Source organism: Paenibacillus sp. YN15 (assembly GCF_003285005.1).
Taxonomy (GTDB): Bacteria; Bacillota; Bacilli; order Paenibacillales; family NBRC-103111; genus Paenibacillus_AR.
On sequence record NZ_QMFA01000016.1, the window covers coordinates 1 to 16,983 of the forward strand.

At 55.9% G+C, this 16,983-nt stretch carries 19 protein-coding genes and 1 tRNA gene; 16 read left to right on the forward strand and 4 right to left on the reverse strand.

Going from position 1 to position 16,983, the window contains the following annotated elements:
* Window positions 1-148 precede the first annotated feature (148 nt).
* Window positions 149-234, forward strand: a tRNA-Ser gene (locus DQG13_RS14355).
* 118 nt (window positions 235-352) lie between these two features.
* Here the strand turns inward: DQG13_RS14355 and DQG13_RS14360 are convergent.
* The gene (locus DQG13_RS14360) at window positions 353-547 is read right to left on the reverse strand and encodes a YjzC family protein (protein WP_113020471.1); all 195 of its coding nucleotides are present in this window, start codon (window positions 545-547) and stop codon (window positions 353-355) included.
* A gap of 166 nt (window positions 548-713) precedes the next feature.
* On the opposite strand from DQG13_RS14360, the gene DQG13_RS14365 reads away from it, so the two are divergent.
* The 11 genes from DQG13_RS14365 to DQG13_RS14415 all read left to right on the forward strand — a co-directional run bounded on the left by DQG13_RS14365 (window position 714) and on the right by DQG13_RS14415 (window position 9,028).
* Window positions 714-1,079, forward strand: coding sequence for a DUF4180 domain-containing protein (locus DQG13_RS14365; RefSeq protein WP_113020472.1), 366 nt, complete (start codon window positions 714-716; stop codon window positions 1,077-1,079).
* Between the two features lie 483 nt (window positions 1,080-1,562).
* A complete protein-coding gene (locus tag DQG13_RS14370; RefSeq protein WP_113020473.1) occupies window positions 1,563-2,300 on the forward strand; it encodes a FadR/GntR family transcriptional regulator in 738 nt (245 codons plus the stop codon).
* Window positions 2,301-2,303: 3 nt separating this feature from the next.
* A complete protein-coding gene (locus DQG13_RS14375) occupies window positions 2,304-3,062 on the forward strand; it encodes an amidohydrolase family protein (RefSeq protein WP_113020474.1) in 759 nt (252 codons plus the stop codon).
* Window positions 3,062-4,078: a Gfo/Idh/MocA family protein gene (locus DQG13_RS14380; protein WP_113020475.1), complete on the forward strand. Its 1,017-nt coding sequence runs from the start codon at window positions 3,062-3,064 to the stop codon at window positions 4,076-4,078. Before DQG13_RS14375 ends, DQG13_RS14380 begins: the two co-directional genes overlap by 1 nt.
* A 26-nt stretch (window positions 4,079-4,104) precedes the next feature.
* Window positions 4,105-4,944, forward strand: a complete 840-nt coding sequence (locus DQG13_RS14385) for a phosphogluconate dehydrogenase C-terminal domain-containing protein (RefSeq protein WP_113020476.1) — start codon at window positions 4,105-4,107, stop codon at window positions 4,942-4,944.
* A gap of 31 nt (window positions 4,945-4,975) precedes the next feature.
* The gene (locus tag DQG13_RS14390) at window positions 4,976-6,265 is read left to right on the forward strand and encodes a glycoside hydrolase family 140 protein (protein WP_113020477.1); all 1,290 of its coding nucleotides are present in this window, start codon (window positions 4,976-4,978) and stop codon (window positions 6,263-6,265) included.
* Window positions 6,262-7,101: a sugar phosphate isomerase/epimerase family protein gene (locus DQG13_RS14395; protein ID WP_113020478.1), complete on the forward strand. Its 840-nt coding sequence runs from the start codon at window positions 6,262-6,264 to the stop codon at window positions 7,099-7,101. Before DQG13_RS14390 ends, DQG13_RS14395 begins: the two co-directional genes overlap by 4 nt.
* Before the next feature lie 174 nt (window positions 7,102-7,275).
* On the forward strand, window positions 7,276-7,563 hold the full coding sequence (rpsF, locus tag DQG13_RS14400) for a 30S ribosomal protein S6 (protein WP_113020479.1): 288 nt from the start codon (window positions 7,276-7,278) through the stop codon (window positions 7,561-7,563).
* Window positions 7,564-7,597: 34 nt separating this feature from the next.
* Window positions 7,598-8,155 (forward strand): single-stranded DNA-binding protein, encoded by a 558-nt coding sequence (gene ssb / locus DQG13_RS14405; protein ID WP_113020480.1) that lies wholly within the window; start codon window positions 7,598-7,600, stop codon window positions 8,153-8,155.
* 20 nt (window positions 8,156-8,175) lie between these two features.
* Window positions 8,176-8,457, forward strand: coding sequence for a 30S ribosomal protein S18 (gene rpsR / locus DQG13_RS14410; RefSeq protein WP_113020481.1), 282 nt, complete (start codon window positions 8,176-8,178; stop codon window positions 8,455-8,457).
* Between the two features lie 88 nt (window positions 8,458-8,545).
* On the forward strand, window positions 8,546-9,028 hold the full coding sequence (locus DQG13_RS14415) for a GNAT family N-acetyltransferase (RefSeq protein ID WP_113020482.1): 483 nt from the start codon (window positions 8,546-8,548) through the stop codon (window positions 9,026-9,028).
* A 70-nt stretch (window positions 9,029-9,098) separates the two neighbouring features.
* On the opposite strand, the gene DQG13_RS14420 is transcribed toward DQG13_RS14415, so the two are convergent.
* The 3 genes from DQG13_RS14420 to DQG13_RS14430 are packed head-to-tail and all read right to left on the reverse strand — an operon-like array spanning window position 9,099 to window position 11,669.
* Complete coding sequence (locus DQG13_RS14420; RefSeq protein ID WP_113020483.1) at window positions 9,099-9,884, reverse strand: ABC transporter permease; 786 nt, start codon at window positions 9,882-9,884, stop codon at window positions 9,099-9,101.
* A 7-nt stretch (window positions 9,885-9,891) separates the two neighbouring features.
* Window positions 9,892-10,695, reverse strand: coding sequence for an ABC transporter permease (locus DQG13_RS14425; RefSeq protein WP_113020484.1), 804 nt, complete (start codon window positions 10,693-10,695; stop codon window positions 9,892-9,894).
* A complete protein-coding gene (locus tag DQG13_RS14430) occupies window positions 10,692-11,669 on the reverse strand; it encodes an ABC transporter ATP-binding protein (protein ID WP_258525679.1) in 978 nt (325 codons plus the stop codon). The genes DQG13_RS14425 and DQG13_RS14430 overlap by 4 nt, the downstream gene beginning before the upstream one ends.
* Before the next feature lie 210 nt (window positions 11,670-11,879).
* Here DQG13_RS14430 and DQG13_RS14435 point away from each other — a divergent pair, with 210 nt between their 5' ends.
* From DQG13_RS14435 to dnaB, 4 genes are read left to right on the forward strand one after another with little or no spacing between them, the layout of a single operon-like run.
* Window positions 11,880-12,797, forward strand: coding sequence for a DUF2232 domain-containing protein (locus tag DQG13_RS14435; RefSeq protein ID WP_113020486.1), 918 nt, complete (start codon window positions 11,880-11,882; stop codon window positions 12,795-12,797).
* Between the two features lie 26 nt (window positions 12,798-12,823).
* Window positions 12,824-14,788, forward strand: a complete 1,965-nt coding sequence (locus tag DQG13_RS14440; protein WP_113020487.1) for a DHH family phosphoesterase — start codon at window positions 12,824-12,826, stop codon at window positions 14,786-14,788.
* Window positions 14,785-15,231 (forward strand): 50S ribosomal protein L9, encoded by a 447-nt coding sequence (rplI, locus tag DQG13_RS14445; protein WP_113020488.1) that lies wholly within the window; start codon window positions 14,785-14,787, stop codon window positions 15,229-15,231. The genes DQG13_RS14440 and rplI overlap by 4 nt, the downstream gene beginning before the upstream one ends.
* Window positions 15,232-15,291: 60 nt before the next feature.
* Window positions 15,292-16,647, forward strand: coding sequence for a replicative DNA helicase (gene dnaB, locus DQG13_RS14450; protein ID WP_113020489.1), 1,356 nt, complete (start codon window positions 15,292-15,294; stop codon window positions 16,645-16,647).
* The last annotated feature ends 336 nt before the right edge of the window (window positions 16,648-16,983 follow it).

Below are 16,983 nucleotides of genomic sequence, written 5' to 3' on the forward strand. Positions count from 1 at the left end.
TCGGATCAGATGAATCGAAAGATGTTGAATATGCGTGTCGCTGGAAATTTGATGCGTGGAGCCTGTGAAGGATAAACACCCCTTGCACTACGGGGCATTCCCGTGATACCATAGTCAATGTCCCGCTTTTTTAGGCGGGCTCCATTATGGAAAGGTACCCAAGAGGCCCAAGGGGGCTGACTCGAAATCAGCTAGGCGGGCAACCGTGCGTGGGTTCGAATCCCACCCTTTCCGTATCATATGTCCCAACGGGNCGGGCAACCGTGCGTGGGTTCGAATCCCACCCTTTCCGTATCATATGTCCCAACGGGAAAACTCCTGCATTCATGCTGCAGGAGTTTTTTTGTTGCGGTTAGTGTGTGACCGCGTGATCCTTTTTGACCCATACCCGGTCGTCGTTGGTGTTTTCGGGGAAATGATCCCCCTTCTTAAGGTAAATATGCTTGGGGTTATTGATGCCCATATGAACCGAATGATCACCGATTTCCATATACTCGCCGTCGTTGGGGGCTTTTTGGCCCACTGTGTAACGGGAACGTTCACCCATGTCCATCACCTCCATCAGTAGTATGAACCGCGGGAAGGGGAGTCATGAAAGGGGGAGGCCGGAAATTTTAGGTGAACCGGGCGCATTGACATTTGAATGGAAATCCGGAAGAATGAGTAAAAACGTATGCCGGTTCACCATCATTGATAAGAGGAGAGGGTTTTGTATGAAATTTGTGACCATCGAGCAAAATGGGGAAACCATCGTACGGGTTGTGCATGAGGGGATATTGATTACAGATGTCCAATCCGCCCTGGATCTAATGGCAACCATCCGTTATGAAACGGGAGCCGACCGGATTGTGTTGGACAAAGCAGCCATTTGCGAGGAGTTTTTTGATCTGAAGACCAGGCTGGCCGGTGAAATTCTGCAGAAGTTCACCAACTACCAGGTGAAGCTGGCCATTGTCGGTGATTTTTCCGTCTACTCCAGCAAAAGCTTGCGGGACTTTATCTATGAGAGCAATCACGGAACAAATGTCTTTTTCCAGCCCACGGATGAAGAGGCGATTGCCAAGTTGGGATTGGTTTAACGGCAAAAGGCTGCCCGCGGGTGAGATGACAGCCCGGTAGGCCGCTGTTGCGGAACTCAGCGACTCTTATGGGGGTGAAAACGGGAGTTTGGAGAATTAACGGAACTAAGAAACCGTTCCATCCCTGATTCGCCGGAAATAGGGAGGAAATCAGGCCGCGGCGGGGAATAAGGGTTTCTTAGTTCCGTCAAGGTGAAAAAAAGCGGCAAAAGCTGCTTTTAAGAGTCGCACAGTTCCGCTGCGCTCTTCCGGGTGCAGAGAGAAGGGTAAGCGCAGGCAGACCATTTTCCGGTGAGGAGACGGGTGGGGCTGCAGATCCGGTCAGCACACGGTGGCCCACCACAACGCAAAAAAACCTGACGGTGATTTTTCGTCAGGTTTTTCTCATTGCAAACAGGGGGCAAATTATAAATTGACAATGCCCCAGCCAGCCAATAAAATAAGATTAAACATCAAACGTCTGATGTTTAAGGGGGTGACAGTTTGGATAAGAACACCGCTTTGTTTACTTCAAAGAGAGACTCCAATTCCGCAGTGGATCATATGCTTGACAGCTTCCGAAAGCAATTAATTGCCCGCAAGCTAAGGCCCGGCGATCTTGTTCCCAGCGAAAGCGTGCTGGCGGAGAGCCTGGGAATCAGCCGCGGCTCCGTGCGGGAAGGCATGAAAATTCTATCCGCCTTCGGTATCGTGGATATCCGGCGGGGCGACGGGACCTACATCTCCTCCAATATCGGCGATTCCCTGCTGGACCCTTTTTTATTAAGTCTGATGATGACAGACCATCAGGCCCGGGAGATGGTGGAGCTTCGCGAGATGATTGAGCTGACCGTTTGCCGTCTGGCCGTTAAACATGCTTCCCCCGAGGATCTGGAAGCCCTTCGTGAAGCGTTGAAGCGTATGGAAACCGGAGCCGGCTCCGGCGGCAGCCTGGAGGAGTGGCTAAAGCTTGATCTGAACTTCCATCATGCTCTAGGCAAGGCCACAGGGAACCGGCTTGTGGAAAATCTGTACCGTTTTGTCCTCCGTTATTTTGAACCGGCCATCGAAAGCACCTATGGGCGGGAAAGCAACATTACATTCGCCCTGGAGATTCACCGCCGGATCGCTGCCGCCGTCGAAAGCAGGGATGAGTCCGCCGCGGTAGCAGCCGCCCTCGCTTCCGTAAGGGAATGGGAAGCGGTTTATCTGGCTCAGATGAAAAAGAAGGAAGAGGGATAGAGGATGATTATTGATGTCCATGCCCATCTGGGCCATGATGTGGTGTTTGATGAGGAAGCAACGGAAGAGGAGCTTGTGGCTGCCCAGAGGGAATACGGAGTCGCCGCTTCCATCGTTCAGCCCTTTGTGGGGCGTCCTTATCTGTCGGATACCGTGAATATCCACGATAGAATCCACCGGCTGTGCCTGGCTCATCCAGGCCACTTCTTCGGCATGGCGTCCATTAATCCTCATTTCAGGCCGGAGGATTATGAGAAGGAGGCTACCCGCTGCGTGAAGGAGCTGGGTTTTGTGGGCTTTAAAATCACCCCCATCGCCCACGCGGCCAATCCTTGCTCCCAAGATGGGCTCCATGTATTTGAAACCGCAACGGCCCTTAATACTCCGGTGATGGTTCATACCGGAAACGGCACCCCTTTTTCTGATCCGATCATGGTTCTGGAGGCGGCGCAAACCTTCCGGCAAATTCCTATTGTTCTGGCCCATGCCGGTACGGATTTGCTGTTTGCCCAGGCTCTGCACCTGGCCCGCAGCTTTGACCATGTTTATCTTGATACCAGCTGGCTGAGCATTCTGAACGTCAGAAAGGCGCTGAAGTCCATCGGTCCGGGCAAAATGATGTTTGCTTCGGATCATGCCGTCAATATTCCTGTGGAATTGGCGAAATATCGTACCCTTCTGGAGGAGGGCCCGGAGCTTGAGCGTGTCCTTGGAGGAACCGCCCGGGAAGTCTTCGGAATTCATCCGGAGGTGAGAAGCTGATGAAAATCGCTGTTTTTGGAACCGGTTACTGGGCGCAGTTTCAAATCGCCGCCTGGCAAAGCATTGGGGAGGAGGTCGTTGCCGTCTGGAACCGCTCAAGAGATAAAGCGGAGGACACAGCCGCCAGATTTAACATTCCCTTTGTCGGGCAAACCCCGGATGAGGTTTTTGAATCCGCCGATTTCGATGTGGCGGACATCATTACCGATGCAGCCATCCATGAGGAGTTGGTGCATCTGGCCACCCGCTACCGCAAGCCCGTGATTAGCCAGAAGCCCATGGCGCTCACAAGCCAGGCCTGCGACCGTATGGTTCAGGCTGCGGAGGCTGCCGGGATATGGTTTGCCGTACATGAGAATTTTCGCTATCAGCCCCCCCTTCAAAGACTGAAGGAGCTTCTGGACGAAGGCTGCATCGGCCGTCCTATCCGGGCTCAGCTTCAGCTGAAGTCGCCGGACCGGGCCATCATGGATAAGCAGCCCGCGCTCAAAACCATGGACCACATGGCGCTGATGGATATGGGACCGCATATCTTCGACGTGGCCAGATACCTTTTTGGCGAAGCGGAAACCATCTATACGCGCACCAAGGCCGCCTATGCGGACATCGGCGCGGCGGATACGGCTTTGTCCCTGCTGTCCATGAAGAGCGGTCTCCTGCTCTCCTGTGATCTGGTGCATGAATTTCATCATAAAGCATTCATAGAGGGGGAAGCCGGCTCGCTCCTGCTTGACCGTGATAATGTCATCCAGCTTCAGACGGACGGAACCCGTACGGTGGATACCCGAACCTGGAAAACCCTTGACTACATCCCCTCCGAGGATTGGCTGGTCCATGGAGGCCATGTGTTCAGCGCTATTCCGGCATGTCTTGAGGCCCTTAGAGATGCATTCCTCGAAGGGCGTCCTGCGGACACCTCGGGCAAGGACAACCGGGAGACCATGCGGCTTGTTTTTGCGGCGGTACGTTCCTGCGAAGAGGGCCGGGCAGTCAGACTGGACGAAAGTGGGATTTAAATATTCCGGATAAAGGACTGATTACCATGTTAAAGGATAAGCTGATTGCTTTGGTTGGCGCCGGCGGCAAAATGGGGAGAAGGATTTCTCCCAATCTCCAAAAATTCGGCTACAGCTTTGTAGGCTGCGAAAAGGATGAGGAAGGACTTAAAGCACTGGAGGCCAGCGGAATTGCCGCCCTCAAGACGGAGGAAGCTGTCGCCAAGGCCGACTTCATTATTTTTTCCGTACCTGACGCCGCCCTTCCCGGGCTTTCCGAAAGTCTTGTTCCCCTGATGAAGCCGGGAGCCATAGCCATTACACTGGACCCTGCCGCCGCCAGAGCGGGCAAGCTGGTTACACGGGAGGACTGCACCTTCATCGTTACCCATCCCTGCCATCCCCCATTGTTCGGCGAGCAGAATACAGCGGAGGAAAAAGCCGATCTCTTCGGCGGCGCGGCAGCCAAGCAGGATATCGTCATCGCTCTTATGCAGGGCAGCGAAGAGGATCTGGCCCAAGCCGAAATCCTCTGCCGGCATATGTTCAACCCCGTAGTCGACTGCTTCCGGATCACCGTGGAACAAATGGCCATTCTCGAACCCGCTGCGGCGGAAGTGGTGGTGGCTCTATGCGCGACGATCATGAAGGAGGCGATTGACGAAGCCATCCGGCAGGGGGTACCCGAACAGGCGGCCCGCTCTTTTCTCCTGGGACATATTCAGATTCCGCTGGCAATTGTTCTGAAAAGCAGCAATCCATTTTCCGATGCCGCCAAAATTGCCGTGGAGTATGGAAGAAAGCATGTGCTCCGCGACGACTGGAAATCCGTTTTCCAGCCGGAGAAGATCGAAGAAGTGCTGGCGGAGATGCTGCATCTGAAATAGCATGCCAGAAATATAAGGGAGCGTGCAGGATATGAAGAAATTAATGGTTCACTCGGGAAAAAGATATCTGGCAACGGCGGAGGGCGAGCCCTTCTTCTATCTCGGAGACACCGCCTGGGAGATTTTTCACAAGCTCAGCCGCAGGGAAGCCGAGTATTTCCTGTCGGTACGCCAGAAGCAGGGTTTCAACGTCATCCAGGCCGTGGCCCTGGCGGAGCGTGACGGACTGGCCTCGCCCAATGCCTATGGAAGGCATCCTCTTTTAAAAAAAGGAGACGTCTATGATCCCGCAAGTCCCGATACGGCAGGCGAGTACAGCTATTGGGATCATGTGGACTACATCATTCAGACAGCCGCAGAAAAGGACCTGTTCATCGCCCTGCTTCCCACTTGGGGAGATAAATACAATAAAGCCCATGGGATTGGGCCTGAAATCTTTACCCCTGAGAATGCAAGACAATACGGCAAATGGCTCGGAAACCGCTACAAGGACTACTGGAACATTATCTGGATGATGGGCGGAGACAGGAAGCTTATTACCGATCTGCACAGCGCCATTATTGACGAGATGGCTGCTGGCATCAAGGAGGGAGACGGCGGCAACCACCTGGTCACCTTCCATCCCGACGGACACGCCTCCTCGACATTCTATGTAAAAGACAAGGATTATATTGATTTTCACACCATCCAGTCGGGGCATCATTTTGTCTCCTACGAAAGCTGGGAGCTCATCCGCCGGACAAGAGAAGCGGAAGAAAAGCCCTTTATGGACGCCGAGCCGCGCTACGAGGATCATCCCGCCTGCTTTGACCGTTCCCTGGGCTTTTACTGGGACGAGGCGGATGTGCGCCAGAACACGTACTGGAACCTGATGGAAGGGGTATGCGGGAACACCTACGGCAATCATTCCGTGTGGTACTTCAATACGGAGGTATCCACTTACTGGCCCTACCGCTGGGAGGAGGTCATGGAGCATCCCGGCGCTTATCAGGCCCGTATTGCCATGGATCTTCGCTTGAGCCGCCCCTATTTTGAATTTAGGGCCGCTCAGGAGCTTGTTCAGGATGATCCGGCGGTTATGGCCCACCAAGCCGCGGGGAGAGGCGAGAGCTACGCTTACTTCTACAGTCCACTCGGGCTTCCTATAAGAGCTTATCTGGACAAATTGGGCGGTTCGATCCTCAAGGCCTCCTGGTTTGATCCCAGAACCGGCAAAGAAGAAGCTTTCGCTATCCTACCGCCAAAGGAAACCCTGTTTGTTCCGCCTTCCTCGGGCAAGGGACAGGATTGGGTCCTGATTGTCGATGTGGTGGTGCAATGAGTGATTTCCGGGTTGGCGTATCCTCCTGGACCTTCGCCTGGGCGCTGGGAGTTGCGGGCTACGAGCCAGTGCCGCATCCCCTGACCGTCTTTGATTTGGTGGATAAGGCCGCGGAGCTTGGAGCCGGGGTGCTCCAGATTGCCGATAATCTGCCGCTTTCCGCCCTCTCTCCCGGAGAGCTGGATCTTCTTGGCCAACGCGCTTTGGAGAAGGGGCTGGCCCTGGAGGTGGGGACCCGTGGCCTCGATCCCGACAACCTGTTTCGTTATCTTGAGATTGCCCAGCGGCTTGGAGCAAAGCTGGTTCGCACCCTGCCTCACAACGGGCGGGACAGGCCGGACATGAAAGAGGCCGGGAGACGTCTCGGCGCTGTTCTGCCTGCTTTTGAAAAGGCAGGGGTGGTGCTTGGCGTGGAGAACCATGATTTCTATCCGGCCGTCTGGGTCCGTGACCTGGTGCAGTTGTTTCCCGATAGCGCTCTGGGGGTTTGTCTGGACCCGGTGAACAATCTGGGCCAGGGCGAAGGGGAAGGCGAGGTTATGGCCCAGTTGGCGCCCCTGGCTGTTAATTTCCACTGCAAGGATTACATCATCCGGCGCAAACCCTCCATGCTGGGCTTCGACGTGGAGGGAGCTCCCCTTGGACAGGGTATGCTGAACCTGGACAGGGCCCGGGCTCTTTTGCCGGCAGGGCTGTCATGGGTGATTGAGCTTTGGACTCCCTGGCAGGGAAATATCGCTGCCACCCTTTCCCTTGAAAGTCTCTGGGCCGCGGAAAGTGTGAGGATGCTCCATCTGCGCCTCGGCGGCCGTAAAAGCTTGAAGGACAGCAGCTAAGGAAAGCCGTTCTTCGCGGAAATTGGCTTGTAATCGAGCGCTTGTTCTGGTATAGTGTTATGGTGCGAGTTTTGATGAGCATTTACGTTTCATCGTTACTCCTTGCTCTCCCGGCATGAGACATGCCTCTATTACCCATGGGAGGGCCGCATAGTCCACAAGGAGGTGAACTACATGCGCAAATATGAAGTGATGTACATTCTGCGCTCCGAGCTGGAGCAAGAAGCGGTTCAAACTGCGGTTGAGAAGTTTGCAAACATCATTACATCCAACGGCGGCGAAATTACCAAGAGTGATCTGATGGGTAAGCGTCGTCTTGCGTATGAGATCAACAAAATGCGTGACGGATTCTACGTCCTGGTCCATTTCAACGCCGAGCCGGCTGTTGTATCTGAACTTGACCGCATTCTGAAGATCTCTGATGAGGTTATCCGTTTCCTCATCGTCAATGACGTTGCCTAAGTTTGCCCGTGGATGATGTTTGGGAGGGATTCGAATGTTGAACCGTGTAATTCTGATCGGCCGTTTAACCCGTGATCCGGAGCTTCGTTATACGCCCCAAGGTGTGGCGGTTACCCAGTTTACGCTGGCCGTGGACCGTCCGTTCTCCAACAACCAGAATGAGCGGGAAGCCGATTTTATTCCGGTGGTAACCTGGAGGCAGCTTGCCGAAACCTGTGCCAATTATTTGCGCAAGGGACGGCTGGCGGCAGTGGAAGGGCGCATTCAGGTGCGCAACTACGAGAATAACGAAGGCCGCAAGGTGTATGTCACCGAGGTGATTGCCGACAATGTCCGGTTCCTGGAATCAGCGAACCGCGGCGAAGGCGGAGGAGCACCCCGGGAGGACTATCAGGGCGGCGGCAACAGCGGAAGCGGAGGAAACCGGTCCGGCGGCTATGGCGGTGGAGGCGGCGGCTACAATAACAACAGCGGCGGCAACTACGGCAATAGCGGCGGAAACAACAACGGAGGAAACCGGGGCAGCAACGCGGACCCATTCTCAGACGACGGAAAGCCGATTGACATTTCCGATGATGATTTGCCATTCTAACCCGAAAGGAATGAACCAAGATGAGCTTCAAGCGTAATGAAGGCGGCGAAGACCGCGGCGAGCGGAAGTTTTCCCGCGGCGGCAAGGGCCGTAACAAGCGCCGTAAGGTCTGCTATTTCACTGTGAACAAGATTACTCACATTGACTATAAGGACATCGATACCCTTCGCAAGTTTATCAGCGAGCGCGGCAAGATTCTGCCCCGCCGCGTAACCGGTACTTCTGCGAAGTATCAACGCGCTTTGACCACTGCGATCAAGCGCGCCCGTACCGTTGCATTGCTTCCGTACACCACGGAATAAGCGTTGGATGCCAGCACCAACCTCCTTTTGGGGGTTGGTGTTTTTTGTTCGCCCCAAGCCCATTTACAAACAAGGGAGAGTGCCGAGGATGCCGGATATGTTAGTGAAGCTGTATGAACTGCCTGATTTTGCGCCTGTACTGAGCAAACTGGAGGAGCAGGGAATTGTGATCCGCCGGGGACTGCCGCCGGAGAAGCATCTGGCGGGGGAATGGGCGGAGCGGATGTTCCAGCGCCATTGGCGGAGCGAGTTGGAGACTGCCTACGGCAGATTGCCCGTCAGCTGCTTCATCGCCCAGCAAGTGGGCGACGGCAAGGCGGAGATGGTGGGGTTTGCCTGCTACGAAGCCACCGCCAAGGGTTTCTTCGGCCCGACCGGAGTGGACCCTGACCAGAGGGGCAAGGGCATCGGTAAAGGGCTCCTGCTGGCGGCCCTTCATGCCATGAGGGCGGAGGGGTATGCCTACGCCATCATCGGCGGAGCCGGTCCAACCGCCTTCTACGAGAAGGAAGTGGGGGCCATCCCTATTCCCGATTCGGCGCCCGGCATCTATCGGAATATGCTCCGTTAAACGCCGAACCCCGGACCCGTCTGCGCAGCTTGCGGATGGTCCGGGGTTTTTTGCAGCTTGGCCAGGTGTGTTAAGAGCCGGTTGAACGGTAATATCTGACGCCGAATCTCCAGACCAAGAGACAGGGCAGGAGGAACAGAAAGCCTGCCAAGGGAGCCAAGGCATAGAGGGCCGGGTGGCCTCCATCCGTACGGTCCAGAATGTACAGGAGCGGGAGATAATTGGAGCAGCCGAAGGGAATGATGAAGGTGAAGAAGCGGGCCGCCCATTTTTGATAAATATTGATGGGATACTGGGCCAGCTCCCGCCCGCCGTCGGTGAAGATATTGGCGATCTCCAAACCCTGGATGGTCCAGAAGCACAGAGTGGCAGCCAGAATGAAGATGCCGGTAAAGATGGAGATGCCGCTTGCCACCATAAGCACAAGCACTCCCGATTTGAACCAGGTCCACTCCACCGGCAGCTTCCAGACCGCCCATCCCAGCACAGCCAGGCTCTGGATCAGACGGCCGATCCGGGAAAACTCGAAGCGGGAGCCCAGCACCTGAAGCACGGTGGTCCGGGGACGCAGCAGAATCCGGTCAAAATCGCCGGAGACTACCAGGGTGGAGAAGCTGTCAAAGCCCCGGGCGAAGCATTCGCTGATGGAGAAGGCCATATGGATGACGGCGAAGCACAGGGCGGTTTCATAGAAGGTCCAGCCGCTGATCTGCCCAAACTGCTGGAACAGAAAATACATACCGGCAAAAATGAAGAAGGGCACGAAGAACTGCCCCACCGACAGCAGCAGAAAGGAAGTCCGGTATTCCATCTGGGCCTTCAGCAGCATGCCGATATATTTGCTATATAGCTTCATAGAATGGTCAGCCTCCTTGGATGATGACCCGCTTTAAGGCCCGGTTCAGCCACAGATAGCCGAAGCAGGCCAGCGCGGCCAGCCACAATAATTGCGCGCCGACGCCGGTCACCGCATCCTGCCAGGGAATATGCCCGGAATAGACCCGGTACGGAAAGTCGGCGGAGAGGCGGAAGGGCAGGACATAGGCGATCTGTTGAATCCAAGAGGGCAAAAGCGGGATGGGAACGATCATGCCGGAGAAGAACTCCCCCAGGATGCCCATGAGCATGATAGAGCCGGTGGGAGACATGGTATAAAAGACGGAGATATAGATGAGCATGGAAATGGCCACCAGCACCAGCAAGCCCAAGAGAAGAGTGAGCACGAAGAAAAGGGCGGCGCCGGGATTGTCCGGCAGGGACAGACGGTAGCGGCCGGGCAGGATAACGGCCACCAGCAGAATAGGCAGGCAGCGGAGCGCGGCGGCGGACAGCCGTTGAGCCACCAGCTTGGCGTACCAGAAGCCGTAAATGCCGCAGGGGCGGCACAGCTCATAGGCGATGTTGCCGCCGGTAATCAGGCCGAACAGCTCGGAGTCGCGGAACCACAGCATAACAAAGGTGAGAAAAGCCTGCTGAAGCCAGATGTAGGTAACCACCTGCTGAAAGCTCATATCCGGAACCGCCGAGGAGTGACTGTAGAAGGCGTCGTACACCATGATGCTCATCAGCCCCCAGAAGAACTGGGTGGCCAGACCTGCCAGGGCGGCGGCGCGGTATTGCAGTCCAAGCGCCAGCCGAAGCTTGAAAACAGCGCGGTAGGCTCTCATATCTGATACTCCTTGTATAAGGAAACAATCAGATCGTCAATGGGCTGGGCATCCACCGTCACATCAAGGATATCCAGTCGGGAGGCCAGATAAGTGATGATCGCCGACATATTGGCATCCGCCTCCTCCACCGTGTAGACTGCCCGTTCGGAGGACCAGGAGGAGAGGGTTGCTCCGGGGACCTGGAGAATTTCCGCCCGCTCCTTGAACAGAACGGTGATGGTCCGCTGCAGGCTGTACCGGCTGCGCAGATCCCCGAGACTGCCGTCATACAGCAGCTTGCCCTTGCCGATGAGGAGCAGCCGGTTAGCCAATGCTTCAATATCGCTCATATCATGGGTGGTCAAAATGACGGTGACCCCTTTTTCCCGGTTGAGGGTCTGGATGAACCGGCGGACGGCCAGCTTGGAAACGGCATCCAGGCCGATGGTGGGCTCGTCCAGAAACAGCAGCTCCGGTCCGTGGAGGAGAGAGGCGGCGATCTCGCAGCGCATCCGCTGGCCCAGGCTTAAGGAGCGCACAGGGGTATGAAGCAAGCCGCCCAGGTCCAGGCTGTCCGTCAGCATGTCCCGGTTTTGGTGGTACAGCTGGGCAGGAATCTTGTAAATCTCCCGGAGGAGCTCGAAGGATTCCTCCACCGGCACGTCCCACCATAGCTGGGAACGCTGGCCGAAGACCACGCCGATCCGCTGTACATAGCGGGTCCGCTCCTTCCAGGGAATGTGGCCCATAATGCTGCACCGGCCCCCATCGGGCACCAGAATGCCGCTCATCACCTTGATGGTGGTGGACTTGCCGGCTCCGTTCGGTCCGATATAGCCCACGATTTCACCCGGGTTGATATGAAAGGAAATATCCTGCAGCGCCTTCACCTGGTTGTACTCCCGCCGGAACAGCGCCTTCACAGATTGCCCCAGGCCGGCCTTGCGCTTGGGGACCAGAAAGGTTTTGGAGATGCCTTCTACATGTATCAAACTCTCGCCTCCCATCTTCTTGGAAAAAAGAACGAGTTGAAATCATAGCACCGGGGATTTTTGGCGTCAAGGGAAAGAATCACTATAGGAAACCTTCATGCGGCGTGAGAGGCGGCAAAAGGAGATTCCAAGAAACCGGCGCAGGTTTGTGCTATAATGAACGGTGATACATTTTTTCGTGAACAACTATTCAACATGAGGTGAATCTCATTGTCCAAAGGCCGTTCCTTTGCGCTGATCTGGTGCATCATCAATGCCTTGATGCTCCTGTCTTTTATTACCCCGCTGATCATGATTACCATTAATTTCGTGCTGGTTCCCGCTCTGGCGCTGTTCACCAAGCTGGAATGGAAGATGGCGACGCTGTTCTATGCCATCAGCCTTGCCGCAGTGGGGGCGGTCACCGGGTATTTGGGCTTGTTTCCGATTTTGGTTTCCCTGTTTTTTCTGGCTCCGGCCATTGTGATGGGGATTATGTACAGGAAGAAGCTGTCGGCCCGCTCCGCCATTGTAGGCGGTACGGTCACATTGCTGGGAGAGATGCTGCTGGGGCTGTTGATCAGCTACGCAGCGGGCTTCGACCCCATTGAGCGGGTGAAGGAGTTTCTTCAGAGCGGCGTGGACAGCCTGCCGGAGGTGCTGCGCAATTCCGTCAATCAGGCGGCGTTGAATACGACCATTCATTATTTTCTGCAAATCATTCCGCTTCTCTTGATCGTCACGGCTGTATTCTATACCTTCATCGGACACGCCGTAGGCCGCTGGATTCTCCGCCGAAACAATGTCCTGGTGCCCGGCTTAAAGCCGATCCGGGAGTGGATGCTGCCCCGCTCTATGGCGCTGTATCTGGTGATCGTCACCATAATGGATATGTTCATCAGCATTGAATCCAACACCTTTATTTCCATGGTGGTTTGGAATCTGCTTCCCATCCTGAGCATCGCTTTTACGGTGCAGGCCATCAGCTTTTTCTTCTTTTACGCCCATGCCAAAAAAAGGGGTGTGGCGCTTCCCGTGTTTGCCATTGTGATGGTGGTGTTTTTTTCGCCCCTTCTTATTTACCTCTACTGTGTTATCGGCCTGCTGGATGTGCTCACCCCGATGCGGAAACGAATCGCCGGCGGCTGATCGCCTGACTAAAGGAGAGGTGAAAGATGCCCAAGTTATTGCGCAAACGCTGGTATGGAAGACATACAGTCTGGTCCTACATCCTGATGCTGGCCCTTTCGGGGGCGCTGCTTTTTTACTATTGGTTCATCGGATTGGCTGCTCTCCTGCTGGTGGGGCTGGTCATTTATTATTCGCTTCTGGCGGAGAGCACCTTCGAAAAGGAACTCCATGCTTATGTGGGCACCTTGTCCCACCGGGTGAAGCGGGCCGGCCATGAGGTGATTCATGAGCTGCCCATCGGCATTGTCCTGTATGATGAGGAGAAGATGATTGAGTGGCATAATCCCTTTGTCGCCAGGATGACCGGCAAGGAGTCGGTGATCGGACAATCCCTGCTGGAGCTGTGGCCCCAACTGAAGAACCGCAAGGAAAAAGACCCGGTTGTGGAGCTCCAGCTGGACAAAACGGTGTATTCCGTTATCGTCAAGCCGGAGGAGCGGCTTTTGTACATTCATGACATTACGGCGCAAACGGAGATGTCCAAGAAGCTGGCGGAGAGCCGGCCGGCCATCGGGCTGGTCCTCATGGACAATCTGGATGAAGCCACTCAGGGGATGGATGACCAGCTGCGGACGCTGACCATAGCCAAGATTACCGGGCAGATCAATGAATGGGCTGTGAAAAATGGGCTGTTCCTGCGCCGGACGGCTTCCGACCGGTTCTTGTTTATGATGGACCAGAAGGGCTTGCAGCGGCTGGAGCAAAGCCGGTTTGACATTCTGGATGATGTCCGGGATATGACGCTGGAAATGAAGGTGCCGTTTACGCTGAGTATCGGCGTGGCGTCGGGGTCGGACAATCTGATTGAGCTGGGGGCCCTGGCGGGAACCAGCCTGGATATTGCTCTGGGGCGCGGCGGCGACCAGGCAGCCCTGAAGGTGGGGCAGCGCCTGTCCTTCTACGGCGGACGCTCCAATGCGGTGGAGAAACGGACCCGGGTGCGGGCAAGAGTGATCTCCCACGCCCTGCGGGATTTGATCCGGGAAAGCGACCGGGTGCTGGTGATGGGCCACAAGATTCCCGATATGGATGCTGTCGGTGCGGCCATCGGCGTGTGGAAGATGGTGCAGATGGCGGGCAAGGAAGGGTATGTGGTGCTGGAGGGGGATAACCCTTCCATCCATAAGCTGCTGGAGCTGCTTTCCGAGGAAGAAAAGTATAAGAAGTGCTTCGTCCAGCCGGATCAGGCGCTCCATCTGAAAACCCCACGGACCCTTATTGTGGTGGTGGATACCCACAAGGCCTCCCTGCTGGCGGAGCCCAAGCTGGTGCAGAATACCAGCCGGATTGTGGTGGTGGACCATCACCGCCGCGGCGAGGAGTTCATCAGCGATGCGGTGCTGATCTATATGGAGCCGTATGCCTCCTCCACCTGCGAGCTGGTGACGGAGCTTCTGCAATACTTCCAGGACCGGGTGTCCCTGGATGTGATGGAAGCGACAACGCTATTGGCGGGCATTGCCGTGGATACGAAGAACTTCGCCATGCGCACCGGCGCCAGGACCTTCGAGGCGGCGTCCTTCCTGCGGCGCAACGGGGCGGATACGGCCATTATCCACCGGATGCTGAAGGAGGACCTGGACGCCTATGTGAAGAAGGCGGAGGTGATCAAGCATGCGGAGATCATTTATGACCATATCGCCATTGCCGCCACCGAGCCGGGAAAAAAATACTCCCAGTTGCTCATTGCCCAGGTTGCTGATACATTGGTGAATATGACGGATATTATGGCCTCCTTTGTCGTTGGCGAGCGCCAGGACGGGCTCATTGGCATCAGCGCCCGCTCTCACGGGCAGATCAATGTCCAGGTGGTTATGGAGCGGCTTGGCGGCGGCGGCCATCTGACCAATGCGGCGGTCCAATTGGAGCATACCACCGTGCAGGAGGCGGCCAAACGGTTGAAGCAAGTGTTGAAGGAAATAGATGAGGAAGAGGGGTTATTCGAATGAAGGTTATTTTTCTGAAGGATGTTAAGGGACAGGCCAAGAAGGGCGAGGTGAAGGAGGTTTCGGAGGGCTACGCTACGAACTTCCTGTTCAAGCAAGGGCTGGCGGCGCCGGCCTCCGACGGCAATATCAAGAGCCTGGCCATGCAGAAGGCTTCCGAGCAGAAGAAGAAGGACAAGGAAAAGCAGGATGCCCAGGAGCTGGGGCAACGGCTGAAGCAAATCACCCTGACCATCAAGCATAAAACCGGAGAGGGCGGCCGTCTGTTCGGCTCCATCACCACCAAGCAGATTGCCGAGGAGCTGCAGAAGCAAAAGGGCATTGCCATCGACAAGCGGAAGATGCAGATGGACGACCCCATCAAGATGATCGGCAGCTTTACCGTGCCGGTGAAGCTGCATACCGAAGTATCCTCCACGCTGCAGGTGCACGTGGTCGAGGAGTAAGGGACAGGGAGTCTGTCTGGTGAGCCGGACAGACTCCCGGCAGGAAAGGAAGAAACCAGCATGAACGAAGAAATACGCTTCGACCGGATTCCACCGCAAAATCTGGAAGCCGAAATGGCGGTGCTGGGTGCGATTCTCCTGGACGGGGACGCCCTGGTTACGGCCATGGAGCGGATTTCCAGCGAGGACTTTTACCGGACGGCCCATCAATATATCTTTGCCGCCATGATCGAAATTGCCGAGGCCAATGACCCGGTGGATATGGTCACCCTGACCGCGCGGCTCCAGGACAAGAAGCAGCTGGAGGACATCGGCGGGGTCAGCTATCTGTCGGCCTTGGCCAATTCGGTGCCGACGGCTGCCAACGTGGATTATTACAGCCAGATCGTCGAAGAGAAGTCCATGCTCCGCCGGCTGATTCGGGCGGCCACCAATATCGTTACCGACGGCTACGCCAGCGAGGACGAGGTGGGAACGCTCCTGAGCGACGCGGAAGCGCGGATTATGGAGATTTCCAACCGGCGCTCCGGCAGCGGCTTCATCGCCATCAAGGATGTGCTGATGGAGGTATTCGAGAGGGTGGAGGTGCTGTCCCAGCAGCGGGGCTCCGCCACCGGCATTCCCTCCGGGTTTATCGACCTGGACAAGATGACCTCCGGCTTCCAGCGCTCCGACCTGATTATCGTGGCCGCCCGGCCTTCCGTCGGCAAAACCGCCTTTGCCCTGAATGTGGCCCAGAATATCGGGGTCCGGGCCCGAGAGACCGTCGCCATTTTCTCCTTGGAAATGGGTGCGGCCCAGCTGGTGCAGCGGATGATTTGCGCCGAGGGCAATATTGAGGCCAACGCTCTGCGGAACGGGGACATGAAGAACGACGACTGGGAAAAGCTGACCATGGCCATCGGCGCGTTGTCCGAGGCCAATATCTATATCGATGACTCGGCCTCCGTCACCGTAGCGGATATCCGGGCCAAATGCCGCCGGCTGAAGAAGGAGAAGGGGCTGGGGATGATCCTCATCGACTATCTCCAGCTTATTGCCGGACGGGGCCGGGGCGACAACCGCCAGCAGGAGGTTTCGGAAATTTCCCGGACCCTAAAGCAGATTGCCCGGGAGCTGGATGTGCCTGTCATTGCGTTGTCCCAGCTCAGCCGGGGCGTGGAGCAGCGGCAGGACAAACGGCCGATGATGTCCGACCTTCGGGAATCCGGCTCCATCGAGCAGGACGCCGACATTGTCGCCTTCCTGTACCGGGATGACTACTACGACAAGGAAACCGAGAAGAAGAACATCATCGAGATCATTATCGCCAAACAGCGGAACGGCCCGGTAGGCACGGTAGAGCTGGCGTTCCTGAAGCATTACAACAAGTTTGTCAGCCTGGACCGGACCCATCAGGAGGCCGCGGCCAGATAAACCCGCCATCATATATATGTGGAACAAGCCCGGCCGGAAGCGGCCGGGTTTCTTTTTACGCGTACCTGAATTGGAGCGGCTGCCGATAGCGGGACATGCCCGCGGAAGTGGGGGGCTGAAGTCCTAATGTTAAACAAATCAGGATAATGGGAAGGACAACTGTCCGCAATTCCTCTAAATATGTCTGATATCCGAACGATTAACGGTTACTCCATGTAATCGTTCGTTTTCGTTGACTTTGCTTTAGCGGACTGATACACTGAATATGCCGCCTTAAGCGTTTGAAAGCATACGCCAGCAATAGGGCGGCTACTAATGCGGTGTATCAATTCACCG